The sequence below is a fragment of the Candidatus Binataceae bacterium genome (genome assembly GCA_035500095.1).
GTDB lineage: Bacteria > Desulfobacterota > Binatia > Binatales > Binataceae > JAKAVN01.
Map to the genome: position 1 here is coordinate 16,885 of DATJXN010000078.1, position 16,257 is coordinate 33,141.

Below are 16,257 nucleotides of genomic sequence, written 5' to 3' on the forward strand. Positions count from 1 at the left end.
TGCCCGCAGAGGCCGACCAGGGCGCCGCCTCCGATAGCGCCCACTTTTTGAATCCCCGATTTCTAGAAGGGCCGTATTGCCGTCTCCAGGCGACGGTCGAAGTGTAAGCTTGTCTTTTACCGAATTTTCTCTCCCCCCCGAGCTTAAACGCTCCATTCGTGATTGCGGCTATCACAATCCGACGCCGGTCCAGGCTGAAGCCATCCCCGTGGCGCTCGAGGGCCGCGACCTGGTGGTCAGCGCAGAGACCGGCAGCGGCAAGACCGCCGCATTCCTGATTCCGCTTATCGACCGGCTGCATCGTAAGCACGCCAGAGGTCCGAGCGCGCTGGTGATCGCCCCGACGCGCGAGCTTGCGGCCCAGTGCGGCCAGGAATTCGTCCGGCTTGCGCGCCTTTGCGGACTGCGCGCGGCGGTTATCGTCGGCGGCGAGTCGATGCGCCGGCAGATCGAAGACCTCGAGGCGGGCGCCCAGGTGGTGATCGCCTGCCCCGGCCGGCTGATCGACCTGATGGAGCAGAAAAAGGTGAGCCTCGCGCACATGCAGGTCGTGGTGATCGACGAGGCCGACCGCCTGCTCGACATGGGCTTTCTGCCCCAGCTGCGCCGCGTTATGCGCGCGGTGCCCAAGGAGCGGCAGACGCTGATGTTCTCGGCCACGATGGGCTCCGGGCCGGAGGCCATCGCGCGCGACTTCCTGCATCATCCCGAGCGCATCACCATCGGCCGCAAGGCCGCGCCGCCGCAGCAGATAAGCCAGACCATCTATCCGGTGCAATGGGCCGACAAGGAGGCGATGCTGCTCGAGATCGTCGGTAAGCCCGAGGTCCAGAGCGCGATCGTGTTTACCCGCACCCGCGTGCGCGCCGAGCATATCGGCAAGATGCTCAAGCGCCACGGCGTGCGCACGGCCGTGATTCACGGCGACCGCTCGCAGGCCGAGCGCAACACGGCGCTCAAGACGTTCAAGTCGGGAAGCTGCCGCGTGATGGTCGCGACCGACGTCGCCGCGCGCGGACTGGATATCCCCGGCGTCTCGCACGTGATCAACTTCGATCTGCCCGAGGACGCCGAAAGCTACATCCATCGTATCGGGCGCACGGCGCGGATGGGGCGCGAGGGCGAGGCGATAAGCCTGGTGACGCCGCAGGAGCGCGTGTCGCTGGGTCAGATCGAGCGGGCGCTCGGCGAAGAGCTCAAGCGCGAGCAGGTCGAGGGCTTCGAGGCGCCCGAAGTGAAGGCGCCCAAGCCGGTGACGCTGTTCCGCTCGGGCGGGGGGCGCTCGCGCGGCCGCGCCCGCTCGCGTTGGGCGTAGCGCAGGATGTCGCGGGCGGGCGGGATACTAAATCCGCGCGCAACTGCCATTCCCCGATGACGCTTGCCTGATCCAAAGATTCCCATACGGACACGGGGCTTCGCACCTGGAAGTATCATTTCCTATCTGGAGATGTGTCAGGAAGAGCGCGTCAGTCTTCAACGCGGCATGAACTTCCGGTTGCGTGGTGACAAAGCGTTATCTTGATGAGTAGAAGGACCGGCGCGCCTTACTCTGACGTCGTTGAAGACGATGGACGGGTCCTGATCTATGAAGGGCATGATGTGCCGGCTCAAAGGGATGGACCTCATCCCAAGACCGTCGACCAGCCCTGGGCCTCCATAGGCGGTCGTCCCAGTCAAAACAAACTCTTTTATGACGCAGCAAACCGCGGAGCGCACGACTCTCGAGATCCGGAACCGGTCCGAGTTTACGAGAAAATTAAGCCGGGTATCTGGACGTACAATGGAACGTTTCAGCTAACGGAGGCATGGATTGCGAACACCGGTCAACGCAAAGTGTTTAAATTCCGCCTGGTGCTAACGGAAGACGTAGCAAATGAACCATTATCCGAGGGTACCATCGATCTTCCGCACAACCGGCTAATACCGTCTGAAGTTAAATTGGAGGTTTGGAGGCGCGATCGGGGTCAGTGCATACTGTGCGGCAAACAAGACAATCTGCATTTTGACCATGACGTGCCCTTTTCTAAGGGAGGGTCATCGCTCGTCGCGAATAATATTCGGTTACTGTGCGCAAGACACAATCTCATCAAACACGACCGAATAGAGTGACGCAGCGCACCGTGCGCTAACCCCACAGCTCGCGCGAGGCGAGGCGCGCGCCGTCGGCCATCGCGCGCAGCTTGGCCCACACGATTGCCGGCGTCACGCGCGAGAATCCGGCAAAGGTCGCAAACCCGCAGTCGGTGCCCGCGATCACGTTCTCGCGGCCGACCACTTTGGCGAGGTTGGAAAGCCGCATCGCGACCACCCCCGGATGCTCGATGAAGTTGGTGGTCGAATCGATCACGCCCGGAATCAGAGTCCTGCCGGCGGGCAATTTCACGCCGCGAAACACCTGGAACTCGTGCTCGTGGCGCGGATTCGCCGCTTCATACGAAATCGCCATCGCACGCGACTTGAGCACGACGTCGATGATCTCGCCGAGCGCGATGTCGCGATGGTGCGGCCCCTCGTAGTTGCCCCAGCATAGGTGCAGGCGGATGCGGTCGGGCGGGACGTCGCGCAGCGCGTGGTTGAGCGCCTCGACGTGCAGCTCGGCGACCTTGCGGAACTCGGCAGTGCTCGCGCCCGCGAACTGGATATGGCGGCTCATCGCGAGATCCGGGCAATCCACCTGCAGCAGGAAGCCGGCGCGATGGATCGCGTCGTACTCGACCTTCATCGCGTCGGCAAGCGCGGCGATATAGGCCTCGTGCGTTGGATAGTAAGTATTGCCGAGAAACTGCGCGATCACGCCAGGCGACGCCGCGCTCAGAAAGCCCTCGGCCGCGCCGGCGCCGGCAAGCGCCGCCTTGAAGTTGTCGAGGTCGCGCGCAAGCTCGTCGCGGTCGCGATAGGCGATCGGCCCGTTGCATGACGGCCGCTTCATCGGCGGCACCTTGCGTCCCGAAAACGCCCGCTGGGTGAATTCGGGAAACTCGGCCATGTCGGCGGCGCTGAGCGAGGCGCGTTTCGTCGTCTCGTCGCCGAAGCCGCTCAGCCGATCCTTGACGTAGGTCGAATAGCCGATCTTGCCCATCTCGCCGTCGTTGACGACGTCGATCCCGGCCTCGGTCTGCTTGCGTACGATTTCCGCCACCGCCGCGAGCACGCGCGCCCTTAGCGCGTCGGCGTCGGCGAGTTCGCCGGTCTCCCTGGCAAAAAGCATATCGGCGAGGTCGTCCGGCCGCGGCAGGCTGCCGGTATGGGTGGTCAGGATCCGCTCGACGCTGCGCTTCATCGCTCGATACCCCCGGTCGCGTTCTCTAAGGCGAGCACTAGCAAAGTCGCGCCCGGCGCAACAACTTGGCGCAAGACCGCCAGCTCTTCAGAGCGGCAAGGCCGCCGGACCCGCGCTTCGCTTTATTCTCGGATGGCTCTGGATTATGAAATGGGTTCGGGAATATCGCTTCGGGGTCTCGGACTCGATTCGCATAGCCAGCCCCGCGATGGCGAACCGCACTATCGTCGCCCCCGTCAAGAGGAAGTAATGGATTTCACGCTGTCGCCCAAAATCACCCAGTATCAAAAGCGCATCTCCGACTTCATGAATGCGCATGTCTATCCGATCGAGAAGCAGGTCGAGGACGAGATGAACGTCCACGGCAAGGAGCATACCGAGCCCGAGATTCTCAAGGAGGTCCGCAAAAAGGCCAAGGCCGAGGGGCTGTGGAACCTCTTCATGCCCGACGAGCATTACGGCAAGGGCCTGAAGGTGGCCGAGTACGCGCCGCTCTCCGAACTGATGGGCCGCACCTTCATCGGCTCGCGCGCCTTCAACTGCATGGCGCCCGACACCGGCAACATGGAAATTCTCGCCGACTTCGGCACCGCGGAGCAGAAGAAGCGCTGGCTCGAGCCCTGCCTCGAGGGCACGATGCGCACCTGCTACTCGATGACCGAACCGGAGACCGCGGGCTCCGACCCCACCCAGCTGGCAACGCGCGCCGTGCGCGACGGCGACTACTACGTGATCAACGGCCACAAGTGGTTCACCTCGGGCGCGGTCGGCGCGTCGTTCGCGATCGCGATGGTGGTGACCGACCCCAACACCCAGCCGCATCGCCGCGCGAGCCAGATAATCGTCCCCACCGACACGCCCGGATTCAACCTGATTCGCGCGGTCTCGGTGATGGGCCATGCGGGCGGCGGCGGCCACTGCGAGATCGTTTACAAGGATTGCCGCGTGCCGGTGACCAACCTGCTCGGCGAGGAGGGCAGCGGCTTCGCGATCGCCCAGGCGCGCCTCGGCCCCGGCCGGATTCATCACTGCATGCGGATGGTCGGCGTGGCGGAGCGGGCGCTCGAGCTGATGTGCAAGCGGGCGGCGACGCGCTTTACCCACGGGAGCCTGCTCGCCGACAAGGCCAACATCCAGCAATGGATCGCCGATTCGCGGATCGAAATCGACGCGACGCGCCTGATGGTGATGCACGCGGCGTGGAAAATCGACACCGCCGGCAAACGCGAGGCGCGTCAGGAAATCGCGGAGATCAAGGTGCAGGCCGCGAACATGGTGATGAACGTGCTCGACCGCGCAATCCAGCTTCACGGCGCGCTCGGGATGACCGACGACACGCCGATCGCGCGCTTTTGGCGCGAGCAGCGCGCGATGCGCATCGTTGACGGCCCCGACGAAGTCCATCGGATGCAGATCGCGCGGCGCGAAGTGCGCCGCTGGCAGCAATAGCGGAGCACACTGGATCGCTTATGGCGGAGCATCAAAAGCTGACTCCGGCGCAACCCGGCGCACAGACCGTCGCAACCGACGACCTCGCGGCCGAATACGGCGAGGTGCGCGAAGAAGAACGCCTCGACTGGCCGAAGCTTCAGGCCTACCTGCGCGAGCACAACGTGCCCGGCGCGGACACCGCGATGGAGGTCCTGCAGTTTCGCGGCGGCAGCTCCAACCTGACCTACTTGTTGCGCTTCGCCGACGGCCATCAGTGGGTCGTGCGGCGGCCGCCGTTCGGACCGCTGCCGCCCTCGGCGCACGACATGGCGCGCGAATACAGGGTCTTGTCGCGGCTATGGGAGGGATTCGCCGCGGCGCCGCGCGCGATCGTGCTGTGCGAGGATCCCTCGATCATCGGCGCGACGTTCTTCGTGATGGAGCGGCGCGAGGGCGCGGTGATCAAGAATCGCCATCCGCTGCCGCCCGAGATCGACGCCAAACCCGAGACCTTTCGCCGCATCGCCGAAAACCTGATCGACACGCTCGCCGACCTCCACGCCGCCGACTACGAAAAGATCGGGCTTGGCGGCCTCGGCCGCCCCGAGGGCTTCCTGCAGCGCCAGATCACGGGATGGATGGGACGCTGGGAAAAAGCCAAGACGCGCGAAGTGCCGCTGATGGAAAAGCTCGGCACGTGGTTTCTCGAGCACATGCCGGCGGCGCAGAAACCGGTGCTGCTGCACAACGACTTTTACCTGCACAACGTGATGTTCGAGAAAGGGGACTCGGGCAAGGTGGTCGGCGTATTCGACTGGGAGATGTCCACGCTCGGCGACCCGATGATCGACCTGGGGCTCACGATCGGCTACTGGCGCGAGGCCGGCGATCCGCCCGAGCTGATCGCGCTCTCGCAGGGGTACGCGCATACTACGGCGCCCGGCTTCCTCAGCCGCGACGAAATGACCGCTCGTTACGCCCGGCGCAGCGGGCGCGACGTCAGCATGGTCGATTACTACCGGGCGTGGGCCAACTGGAAGACCGCGACCGTGGTCGAGCAGATTTACGTCCGCTACGTACGCGGGCAGACCAACGATCCTCGCTTTGCCAATATGGGCGAGTGGGCGCCAGTGCTGGCGCGGCAGGCGGCGCGAGTCGTTGCCAAATTCGGTTTTAGGGAGTAAACCGCAGTTGAAATCGTCTTTGCGCAGGCCGCGCGCCGGGCCTGCGTGTTGCGGGGGTGTTCTTTTAGCCGGTCTTTCGATTAAGCTTGCGGGTTGAGCCACCGCGGGAAGCTCGAGAAGCTTCTGAGTTAAATCTCGGGAGTTGAGTTGCAGATTGGATTGCGAAGTTTAGTGGACGGGTAGTGCCCGTCCGGGAGGGTAAGCACACTTGCACGCGATTAACTACGAAGCTCCAACAACGCTGAAGGACGCGGTAGCACTGCTCGCTCAGCACGGCGAGAAGGGACGCCCGCTGTGCGGCGGCACCGACCTCATCATCCAGCTCCGCGCCGGAGTGCGCCGTCCGGACTATGTGGTCGACGTTAAAAAGATTCCTGAGCTCAACCAGATAAGCTTCGATCTCCAGAAGGGTTTGCGGCTGGGCGCCGCTGTGCCGGCGGTCCAGATTTACGAAAACGCCGACCTGCGCCGCTATTTTCCCGGACTTACCGAGGCCGCGCACCTTATCGGATCGAACCAGATCCAGAGCCGCGCTTCTGTGGGCGGCAACCTGTGCAATGGCTCGCCGGCGGCCGACACCACTCCGGCGCTCATCGCGCTGGGTGCCAAATGCCGAGTGGCTGGTCCAAAAGGAGAGCGCATCGTGGCAGCAGAGGATTTCTGCACCGCGCCTGGCCGGACCGTGCTGCAGCCGAACGAAATCCTCGTAGAACTCCAAATCCCGGTGCCCGCGCGCCATTCCTCAGATGCTTACCTGCGCTTCATACCGCGCAACGAGATGGACATTGCGGTGGTCGGAGTCGGCGCTTCAGTGACGTTGGACCTCGAAGGAGACCGGTTCACTGACGCGCGCATCGCCCTCGGCGCGGTCGGACCGACACCGATATTCGCAGGCAAGGCTTCACAGGCGCTCGAGGGCAAAAAAATAGACGCCGCAGCGATCGATCGCGCGTGCAAGCTCGCAATCGAGCAGAGCTCGCCGATCGACGACATGCGCGGCACGGCCGAGTTCCGGCGCCACCTGGTTGGCGTGCTTACGCGCAGGACGCTCGCGATCGCGATAGAACGCGCGAGGATGGTATAGCCGCCTCCGCAGTACAGAATCGAATCGCTCGCAACGGCCCCAACGCGATAACCGACGATTGATTGAACAAAGATTAGACCAACTGATTAGACAAAGATTAAACATGGATAAAAAGACGGTAGTAGAAACGACGATCAACGGCGAACAAGTGGAATTCCTCTGCGAGCCGCGCCAGAGCCTGCTCGAGGTTCTGCGCGACGTACTCGGGATGACCGGCAGCAAGGAAGGATGCCTGACCGGCGACTGCGGCGCGTGCAGCGTGATCGTGGACGGCCGGGCCGTCTGTTCCTGCCTGATGCTGGGCGTCGAGGCCGGGGGCCACAAGATCGAAACCGTCGAGGGACTCGCGCAAGGCGCCAAGCTGCATCCGCTGCAGCAGAAGTTTCTCGAAAACGCGAGCCTCCAGTGCGGCATCTGCACCCCGGGCTTCCTGATGTCGGCCAAGGCGCTGCTCGACCATAACCCGCATCCGACCGAGGCCGAGATTCGCTACGCGCTGGCGGGCAATCTCTGCCGCTGCACCGGCTATGACAAGATCGTTCACGCGGTGCTCGAAGCCTCCAAGGGGGGCGCGTCCAAGGCGGCCTGAAGGAGCCGTGACGGCGCTATTGCCAGAAGCGCCAGGCACTGCAAAAGTTTTCGTTAAAGGGAGATAGCTGACATGGCAGCGACGACAGAAGGAAACCAATTCCGGGTGATTGGAACGCGCCCGATCCGTCACGACGGAGTCGAGAAAGTTACCGGCGCGGCCCGCTACGGGGCCGACTACTCGTTCCCGGGAATGCTCTACGGCAGGGTGCTGCGCAGCCCGCACGCGCACGCGATTATCAAATCGATCAAGTTCGACAAGGCGCTCAAGCTCCCCGGTGTCAAGGCGGTCGTGACCGCGGCCGACCTGCCGGAGCTGCCCGACCGGATCGAGCAGGGCGGCGAGCTGCCGATCAACCTGCATCACCTGACCTGCAACATCCTCGCCCGCGGCAAGGCGCTCTACGACGGCCACGCGGTGGCCGCCGTCGCGGCGACCAGCCCGCATATCGCCGAAGAGGCGCTGCGCCTCATCGAGGTCGATTACGAGGTGCTGCCGCCGGTGATGACGGTTGAGGACGCGATGGCGCCGGGCGCGGCGATCCTGCTGCCCGCGCTGCGCAACAAGGAGGACGGCCCCGACAAACAGACCAATGTCGCCGCCCACATGCAGTTCAAGCGCGGCGACGTCAACGAAGGCTTCGCCAAGGCCGACTACGTGATCGAGCGCACCTTCAAGACCGCGATGGTCCATCAGGGATATATCGAGCCGCACAACGCGGTCGGCATCTACAACTCCGACGGCCACGCCACCATCTACTGCTCGACCCAGGGCAGCTTCGTGGTGCGTTCGTTGAGCGCCGCCGTGCTGGGCATCCCCGAGGGCAAAATCCGCGTCGTGCCGGCCGAGATCGGCGGCGGCTTCGGCGGCAAGACCACCATCTACCTCGAACCGCTGTCGGTGCTGCTCTCGCAGAAAACCGGCCATCCGGTAAAGATGACGATGAACCGCGCCGAGGTGCTGCGCGCGAGCGGCCCGACCTCCGGCGGAACCGTGCGCTGCAAGATGGGCGCGACCAAGGACGGCAAGATCGTCGCCGCCGAGGCCTGGATGGCCTACGAGGCGGGCGGCTTTCCCGGATCGCCGGTGCCGATGGCCGCGATGTGCATCCTCGCGCCGTATGACATCCCCAATATCGTGGTGGACGCCTACGACGTCGTCGTCAACCGGCCCAAGACCGCGGCCTACCGCGCGCCGGGAGCGACCAACGCGGCGTTCGCTTCCGAAACGATCGTCGATGAGCTGGCCGCCAAGTGCGGGATGGATCCGTGCGACTTCCGCATCAAGAACGGCGCCCACGAAGGCACGCCGCAGACCGCCGGGCCGCCGTACAAGCGGATCGGCATGATCGAGACGATCGAGGCGATCAAGAACAGCCCGCACTACAAGAGCAAGCTCACGGGGAAAAACCGCGGACGCGGCGTCGCCACCGGTTTCTGGTTCAACATCGGCTTCCAGTCCTCGGCGATCGTCAATATTCATAACGACGGCACCGCCAGCGTCGTCACCGGCTCGGTGGATATCGGCGGGTCGCGCGCCTCGATGGCGATTATCACGGCCGAGGTGCTCGGCCTCGACGTAAACGACGTTCGCCCGCTTATCGCCGACACCGACGCGATCGGCTACACCGACGTAACCGGCGGCAGCCGCACCACCGTCGCCACCGGACTCGCCGTTTACGAGGCCGCGCAAGACGCCGTACGCCAACTCAAGGAGCGCGCGGCCAAGCTGTGGGAGAAGAAGCCCGAAGAGGTCGCGTTCAACAACGGCGTGCTCACCTCCAAGAGCAACGGCGTCAAGCCGATGACGATCAAGGAGATCGTTCCGCGCCTCGGCCGCACGGGCGGCCCAATCACCGGACGGGCGACGGTTAACGCGCGAGCGGTCGGTCCGGCCTTCGCCACGACCTGCGTCGACGTCGAGGTCGATCCGGAAACCGGCAAGGTCTCGATCCTGCGCGCCACGTGCGCGCAGGACGCCGGCAAGGCGGTCCATCCGAGCTACGTCGAGGGCCAGATGCAGGGCGGCACCGTCCAGGGCATCGGCTGGGCCCTCAACGAGGAGTACTTTTACGACTCCAAGGGCGTGCTGCGTAACTCGGGACTGCTGGATTACCGGATGCCGACGTGTCTGGATCTCCCGATGATCGAAACCTGCATCGTCGAGGTTCCGGCGCCCGGCCATCCGATCGGCTCGCGCGGCGTGGGCGAGGTCTCGATCGTGCCGCCGCCGGCGGCGGTCGCCAACGCGATCGCCAACGCGGTCGGCGTGCGGATGACGGAGCTGCCGATGTCGCCCGGGCGCGTGCTCAAGGCGATCCTGCACAAGGAAGGCTCCTCGGTCGCCTCCGCCGCGGCCGACTGAACTACGGTTAGCGAGGGGCCGGGCTCCGTCTCGGGGCCCGGCCCTTTTTATATCGGTGCCGGCCGCGCTTTAATGCTTACCGTCTCTGACGCACAAGGTGATGATAGGCCAGTTGACCTGATGCCGACCGTGATAATTCCGGCCCTGATGCGGCCGCTGACCAGCGGACACGATCGCGTTGTCGTGCGCGGCACCACCGTGCGCGCCGTGATCGATGACCTCGAGCGCCAGTTCCCCGGTATCAAGGCCCATCTGATCGAGGACGAAGACCTGAAGCCGGGCGTCGCCGTCTCGATCGACGGCGAGATGGGTATCGGCGGCCTGCTCGACCCGGTCAAGGAAACCAGCGAAGTTTATTTTCTGCCTGCGATCGGCGGCGGCGCTAAATAGCCGCGGTCCGCGCGAGCATGGCCGAAACCCCAGCCCGCCGCGCAACGCCGGCGCGCGCGATCGCGCCGCGGGCGCCGATTCCGACCAGCGCCGTGGTCGCGACGGTGCTCGGCAACGGGCTCGAATTTTACGACTTCACCACCTATGCGTTCTTCGCGGTGATGATCGGGCACGCGTTCTTCCCCTCGCACGACCCGTTCATCAGCTTGCTGCTCTCGGTTACCGCCTTCGGCGTGGGTTTCATCTCGCGTCCGCTCGGAGGAATCGTAATCGGCGCGTACGCGGACCGCGCGGGGCGCAAGCCGGCGATGATGCTCAGCATCGGACTGATGGCGGCCGGGATGGTGCTGCTCGCGGCGACGCCCCCTTACTCGACGATCGGACTTGCGGCGCCGATCCTGGTGCTGGTCGCGCGCCTCGTCCAGGGCTTCGCGCTCGGCGGCGAAGTCGGACCATCGACGTCGTATCTGCTCGAAGCAGCGCTCCCGGAAAAGCGCGGACAGTACGCGGTGTGGCAGATCGCGAGCCAGGGAGCGGCCTCGGCGCTCGCCGGCGCGCTCGGCGTGCTGCTGTCTTTGCTGATCGGCGCCGACGCGATGGAGTCCTGGGGGTGGCGCGTCCCGTTCATCGTCGGGATCGCGATCGTGCCCGTGGGATTGGTCATGCGCAGCCGGTTGCAGGAGACCGTGGACCTCGGCGCGAAGACCGTCCATCCGAGCGCCGCCCGCGTGCTCTCCGCCCTGCTCGAGCATCATCGGCGTCCGCTGGTGCTGGCGCTGATGCTTATCACCAGCGGCACGATCGCAACCTACGTCGGCCTCTACATGACGACCTACGCGCTCAGCACGCTGCACATGGCGACCGGCGCTTCGATGGGCGCGACGGTGGTCACGGGTCTCTGCCTGCTTGGGTTCGGGCTCGCCGGCGGATGGCTATCCGACCGCGTCGGGCGCAAACCGGTGTATCTCGTCTCGAAGCTCGCGCTGACGGCGGTCGCCTGGCCTGCGTTCGCGTTGCTCAACCACCACCGCACCCTCGGCGCGCTGCTGGCGATGGCGGGGCTGATGGCGGCGCTCAACGCTCTCGGCGGCGTGGTGCTGGTGGTGATTCCGGAATGCTTCCCGAAAGCCGTGCGCAGCGCGGGATTGTCGATCGCCTATGCGCTCGCGGTCGCCCTATTTGGCGGCACCACGCAGATCGCCGTGACCTGGCTCATCCATGCGACCGGGAATCCGCTCTCGCCCGCCTGGTACCTGGTCGGAAGCAGCGCGATCGGGATCGCGGCGATTCTGATGGTCGAGGAGACGAAGGACCTCGCGCTCGAGGATTGAGCGGCGGCCGCGCCATCCGCGCGCATCACAGCGCGGCGATCAGAATCTGCACCAGCATCCCGACCATACAGACCACGCCGAGCACGAACGCGATCGTGCGCCACGGCTGTAGGCTCGCGATGTAAGTAACCGTGTGCACGATCCGCGCGCCGGTGAACGTGTAGAAATACACTTGCGCGGCGAATGCCGAGACTCCCATCAGCACGAAAATCAATCCGACGGTGAAAAACGGCAGGATGTTCTCGAGGTCGTTGCGATGCATCCGCAGCATACGCTGGACGTCAGGATGCTCCTGCGCCACGCCGGCTCCCCCTAACACCTTCGCGTCCTCCGGATTCAGAAACTGTTTGAGCCGCGAACGGGTGGCCGCGGTCATCAGCGCGACCGCGAGCATCTTGAAGACCAGGATGGAGCAGGCGATTGAGTATGCCCTGAATGCGGGATCGTTCATCATCTGCGGCATCGAACGTCTCCTTAGGCGCGAATGTCCCGCGGAGCCTACCAGAGCGGTCGGTCAACGACTATCCGCAGCGGGCGCGGGCCTTGGCCGCTCGTGACGGGGCGGCGCCGGTCGTGATAACCTGCATACACACGAGGTTGATCATGGCGGACTCCACCAACGGCTCTTCGCAGAAAAGCTTCCGGGTTATCGGCACCCGGCCCATCCGGCACGACGGGATCGAAAAGGTCACCGGACGGGCGAAATACGGCGCCGACTACTCATTTCCGGGGATGCTCTACGGCAAAGTCCTGCGCAGCCCCCATGCGCATGCCCGCATCATCGCGATTCGCACGGAAAAGGCCGCGGCCCTCCCCGGCGTGAAGGCGATCGTCACCGGCGACGACTTTCCCGACATCCCCGGCACCACCGCGATGATGGGCGAACTCGTGGTCAACACGCACTACCTGTCGCTCAACGTGATGGCCCGCGGCAAGGTGCTGTACGACGGCCATGCGGTCGCGGCGGTCGCCGCCACCAGCCCGCATATCGCCGAAGAAGCGTTGCGCCTGATCGAGGTCGATTACGAGGTTCTGCCTCCGGTGATGAGCGCCGAGGCGGCGATGAAAGCTGACGCGCCGATTCTGCTGCCCGAGATTCGCCAGAAGTTTATCGCCGGACGGACCGACCCCGGATCGCCCGAGGGCCCCGACCGGCCGACCAACGTCGCCGCGCACATCCAGTTCCAGCGCGGCGACCTCGAAGCGGGCTTCCGCGCCGCCGATTATATCGTCGAGCGCGAATTCAAAACCGCGACCGTCCATCAGGGCTATATCGAACCGCACAACGCCGTCGCGATCTACAATTCAGACGGCCTCGCGACCATCTATTGCTCAACCCAGGGCACGTTCAACGTGCGCACGCTCACCGCCACCGTGCTCAAGATGGACGAGGGCCGAATCAAGGTGGTGCCGGCGGAAATCGGCGGCGGCTTCGGCGGCAAGACCACGATCTATCTCGAACCGGTGGCCTTGCTGCTGGCCCGTAAGAGCGGGCGGCCGGTCAAGATGACGATGAACCGGGCCGAGGTGCTGCGCGCCAGCGGGCCGACCTCGGGCACCTGGATCAAGGGTAAGATGGGCGCGACGCGCGACGGCAAAATCACCGCCGCGCAGTTCTGGATGGCCTATGAGGCGGGCGGCTTTCCGGGCTCGCCGTTCGCCCCGGGCGCGATGTGCTGCACGGCGCCCTATGACGTTCCCAACCTGTTGCTGGACTCCTACGACGTGGTGGTCAATCGGCCCAAAGTCGCGGCTTACCGCGCGCCGGGATCGCCAAGCTCGGCGTTCGCCTGCGAATCGCTGGTTGACGAGCTGGCGCTGCGCTGCGGAATCGATCCGCTGGACTTCCGTATCCTGAACGGCGCGCGCGAGGGCACCCCGCAGCCCGCTGGCCCGCCTTACAAGCGTATCGGCTTTATTGAAACCTGCCAGGCGCTTAAGGACAGCGAGTATTATCGCTCGCCCCTCGACGGGCCCAATCGCGGACGCGGCGTAGCCGCCGGCTTCTGGTTCAACGGCGGCCTCCAATCCGCAGCGACCGTCAACCTGCACAACGACGGTACGCTGAGCGTCGTGACCGGCTCGGTCGATATCGGCGGATCGCGCGCCGCGATGGCGATGATCGCGGCCGAGGTGCTGGGAGTCGCGGCCGAAGACGTGCGTCCGATCGTCGCCGACACCGACTCGATCGGCCATACCGACGTGACCGGCGGCAGCCGTATCACGCTCGCTACCGGGATGGCGGTTTACGAGGCCGCCGAAGACGTCGTGCGCCAGCTGAAGGAGCGCGCCGCGAAATTGTGGGAGAAGAAACCCCAGGAGATCGAGTTCAACAACGGACGCCTGAGCGCGGCCGGCAACGGCGTCAAGCCGATGACGATCAGGGAGATCGTCCCGAAGCTCGCGCGCACCGGCGGCCCGATTACCGGCCGCGCGACGCTCAACGCGGGCGCGGTCGGCGCGGTCGGCAACGCCTTTGCGCTGACCGGAGTCGACGTCGAAGTTGATCCCGATACCGGCAAGGTGAAGATTCTGCGATGCATCGTCGCCCAGGACGTCGGCCGCGCAATCCATCCGGCCTACGTCGAAGGACAGTTGCAGGGAGCCACGGCGCAGGGAATCGGCTGGGCGCTCAACGAGGAATACGTGTACGACGAGCGCGGCATCATGCGTAACACTGGGCTCCTGGACTACCGGATGCCGACCTGTCTCGACCTGCCGATGATCGAAACGGTTATCGTAGAGGTTCCCAACCCCAGCCATCCGCTCGGCGTGCGCGGCGTGGGCGAGGTCTCGATCGTGTCGCCGATGGCTGCGGTCGCAAACGCGATTTACCGCGCCGTGGGCGTGCGCATGACCGAGCTGCCGATGTCGCCGCCGAAGCTGCTGAAGGCGATGCTGCAGCATCAGGGGGTCAGCCAGGAAGTCCATACGGCGGCCGCCGACTGAAGCCGACCACCGCGCAATCCCGATTATGCGATCCTGCGGTCTACCCTGACGGGTCGGGCCGCAGACCGCCATACGATTAATTCGCTCGGATGGGCTGGTCGGTTTAAGCTAAAGCTGCAGCATTAGAGTGGAATTTGAAGTTTTTGCGCTTCATTCCATCATAGAACCTATTGCAACCTACTATAACTGGCGTACAATGAGTTTGCTGGCCGGGGTTTGCCCCCCCTTTTCCCGGTTGGCTGGGGCCGAACGGCGCAAGCCGTTCGGCCTCCATTAAATCTTTGCGCGCACGGCATTTTTAAGTGCGTGTGAAATTTTCGCTTTGCGCGAACGCCGAGGCGCCGGCGCCATCGCTGAATCACCGGCGAAAAACGATTTCGCCATTCCGGGTTCGATCGGCACAAAATCCCCGCGCGATCGAGAACACGCTGCAATCGAGCCGCGCGGCTCGATCGCGGAACAATTCAATCCGCGCGATGTTGACTGCCGCTGCGGCGACCGCGATGCTCGATCGATAGCCAGCGAGCATCGCGCGACCAGGATGAACGTCACTCCCGAATTCGTCAGCGAAGGACTACGCCGCGCCCGCTACATCACCAACGAGCGCGTCGAGACCGCGGTCTTCCTCGCGCTCGCGCTCGACAAGCCCCTGCTCATCGAAGGTCCCGCCGGTTCGGGAAAAACCGAAGTGGCCAAGGTTCTGTCCGAGATGCTGGGCGCGGAACTGATACGTTTGCAATGCTACGAGGGACTCGACGAGGCGCGCGCTCTCTACGAATGGAACTACCAGAAGCAGCTTTTGCGCCTGCAGGCGGATGAGCATCAGGGACTCCGCTGGGAGGAAGTCTCCGAGCATCTGTTCTCGCGCGAATACCTGCTCGAGCGCCCACTGCTGCGCGCGATATCGTCGCCGCGCAAAGTCGTCCTTCTGATCGACGAGATCGACAAGGCGGACGAGGAATTCGAGGCCTTTCTGCTCGAGCTGCTCTCCGACTTTCAGGTCACGGTTCCCGAACTCGGCACGCTGCGCGCCCGCGAGCGTCCGGCGGTGGTGCTCACTTCGAATCGCGCGCGCGAGCTCTCCGAGGCTCTGCGCCGCCGCTGCCTCCATCTGTTCATCGATTTTCCGGGACTCGAACAGGAACGGAGGATCATCGAGCTCAAGCTTCCGGAGCTCGACGCGCAACTGGCGGCCGACGCCGCGCGCTTCGTCAATGCGCTGCGCAAGCTCGGGCTCAAAAAGCCGCCGTCGATCGCCGAGACCCTCGACTGGGCGCGTGCGCTGCTGCGCCTGGGCGTCGCACAACTCGACGCGCCGGCGATACGCTCCTCGCTCGGAGTCCTGCTCAAACACGAAGACGATCGCGCCAAGGTCGAGGCAAAGGCGAGCGCGCTCGCGCCGCGCCCGCGATGAGCGCGCCCAGTTCGGAGTTGCTGCGCTTCGTCGGCGAATTGCGGCTCGCCGAAGTGCCCGTATCCGTGGCCGAAACGCTCGACGCAATGCGAGCGCTCGCGGCGGCCGGCCTGTCCGACCGGGCGCGCGCGCGCGAAGCGCTGGCGGCCGCGCTGGTCAAGGACGAGGCCGACCGGGCGTCGTTCGACGAGGTATTCGCGCGCTTCTTCGCCGCGGGGTCCGGGGCGGCCCGCTCCGCGGG

The 16,257-nt window shown here is 64.8% G+C and carries 13 protein-coding genes; 11 read left to right on the plus strand and 2 right to left on the minus strand.

Features of this window, described 5'->3' with window-relative positions:
• Positions 1–109: 109 nt before the first annotated feature.
• On the plus strand, positions 110–1,315 hold the full coding sequence (locus VMI09_08095; GenBank protein ID HTQ24644.1) for a DEAD/DEAH box helicase: 1,206 nt from the start codon (positions 110–112) through the stop codon (positions 1,313–1,315).
• Positions 1,316–2,125: 810 nt separating this feature from the next.
• Here VMI09_08095 and VMI09_08100 read toward each other — a convergent pair.
• Positions 2,126–3,280 (minus strand): cobalamin-independent methionine synthase II family protein, encoded by a 1,155-nt coding sequence (locus tag VMI09_08100; protein ID HTQ24645.1) that lies wholly within the window; start codon positions 3,278–3,280, stop codon positions 2,126–2,128.
• 249 nt (positions 3,281–3,529) lie between these two features.
• On the opposite strand from VMI09_08100, the gene VMI09_08105 reads away from it, so the two are divergent.
• The 7 genes from VMI09_08105 to VMI09_08135 all read left to right on the plus strand — a co-directional run bounded on the left by VMI09_08105 (position 3,530) and on the right by VMI09_08135 (position 11,653).
• Positions 3,530–4,729, plus strand: a complete 1,200-nt coding sequence (locus VMI09_08105) for an acyl-CoA dehydrogenase family protein (protein ID HTQ24646.1) — start codon at positions 3,530–3,532, stop codon at positions 4,727–4,729.
• 20 nt (positions 4,730–4,749) lie between these two features.
• Positions 4,750–5,895: a phosphotransferase family protein gene (locus tag VMI09_08110; GenBank protein ID HTQ24647.1), complete on the plus strand. Its 1,146-nt coding sequence runs from the start codon at positions 4,750–4,752 to the stop codon at positions 5,893–5,895.
• 208 nt (positions 5,896–6,103) lie between these two features.
• Positions 6,104–6,979, plus strand: a complete 876-nt coding sequence (locus VMI09_08115) for a xanthine dehydrogenase family protein subunit M (protein ID HTQ24648.1) — start codon at positions 6,104–6,106, stop codon at positions 6,977–6,979.
• A 103-nt stretch (positions 6,980–7,082) separates the two neighbouring features.
• Complete coding sequence (locus VMI09_08120; GenBank protein ID HTQ24649.1) at positions 7,083–7,568, plus strand: (2Fe-2S)-binding protein; 486 nt, start codon at positions 7,083–7,085, stop codon at positions 7,566–7,568.
• Positions 7,569–7,640: 72 nt separating this feature from the next.
• On the plus strand, positions 7,641–9,932 hold the full coding sequence (locus VMI09_08125; protein HTQ24650.1) for a xanthine dehydrogenase family protein molybdopterin-binding subunit: 2,292 nt from the start codon (positions 7,641–7,643) through the stop codon (positions 9,930–9,932).
• 120 nt (positions 9,933–10,052) lie between these two features.
• Positions 10,053–10,322, plus strand: a complete 270-nt coding sequence (locus VMI09_08130; protein ID HTQ24651.1) for a MoaD/ThiS family protein — start codon at positions 10,053–10,055, stop codon at positions 10,320–10,322.
• 17 nt (positions 10,323–10,339) lie between these two features.
• A complete protein-coding gene (locus tag VMI09_08135; GenBank protein ID HTQ24652.1) occupies positions 10,340–11,653 on the plus strand; it encodes an MFS transporter in 1,314 nt (437 codons plus the stop codon).
• Positions 11,654–11,678: 25 nt separating this feature from the next.
• Here the strand turns inward: VMI09_08135 and VMI09_08140 are convergent, their stop codons facing one another.
• Positions 11,679–12,116, minus strand: a complete 438-nt coding sequence (locus VMI09_08140) for an MAPEG family protein (GenBank protein ID HTQ24653.1) — start codon at positions 12,114–12,116, stop codon at positions 11,679–11,681.
• A 140-nt stretch (positions 12,117–12,256) separates the two neighbouring features.
• Here VMI09_08140 and VMI09_08145 point away from each other — a divergent pair, with 140 nt between their 5' ends.
• From VMI09_08145 to VMI09_08155, 3 genes are all read left to right on the plus strand, one after another.
• Positions 12,257–14,602, plus strand: a complete 2,346-nt coding sequence (locus VMI09_08145; protein HTQ24654.1) for a xanthine dehydrogenase family protein molybdopterin-binding subunit — start codon at positions 12,257–12,259, stop codon at positions 14,600–14,602.
• 541 nt (positions 14,603–15,143) lie between these two features.
• Positions 15,144–16,016, plus strand: a complete 873-nt coding sequence (locus VMI09_08150) for a MoxR family ATPase (GenBank protein HTQ24655.1) — start codon at positions 15,144–15,146, stop codon at positions 16,014–16,016.
• A 17-nt stretch (positions 16,017–16,033) separates the two neighbouring features.
• A partial coding sequence (locus tag VMI09_08155) for a hypothetical protein (protein ID HTQ24656.1) occupies positions 16,034–16,257 on the plus strand: 224 nt, incomplete at its 3' end.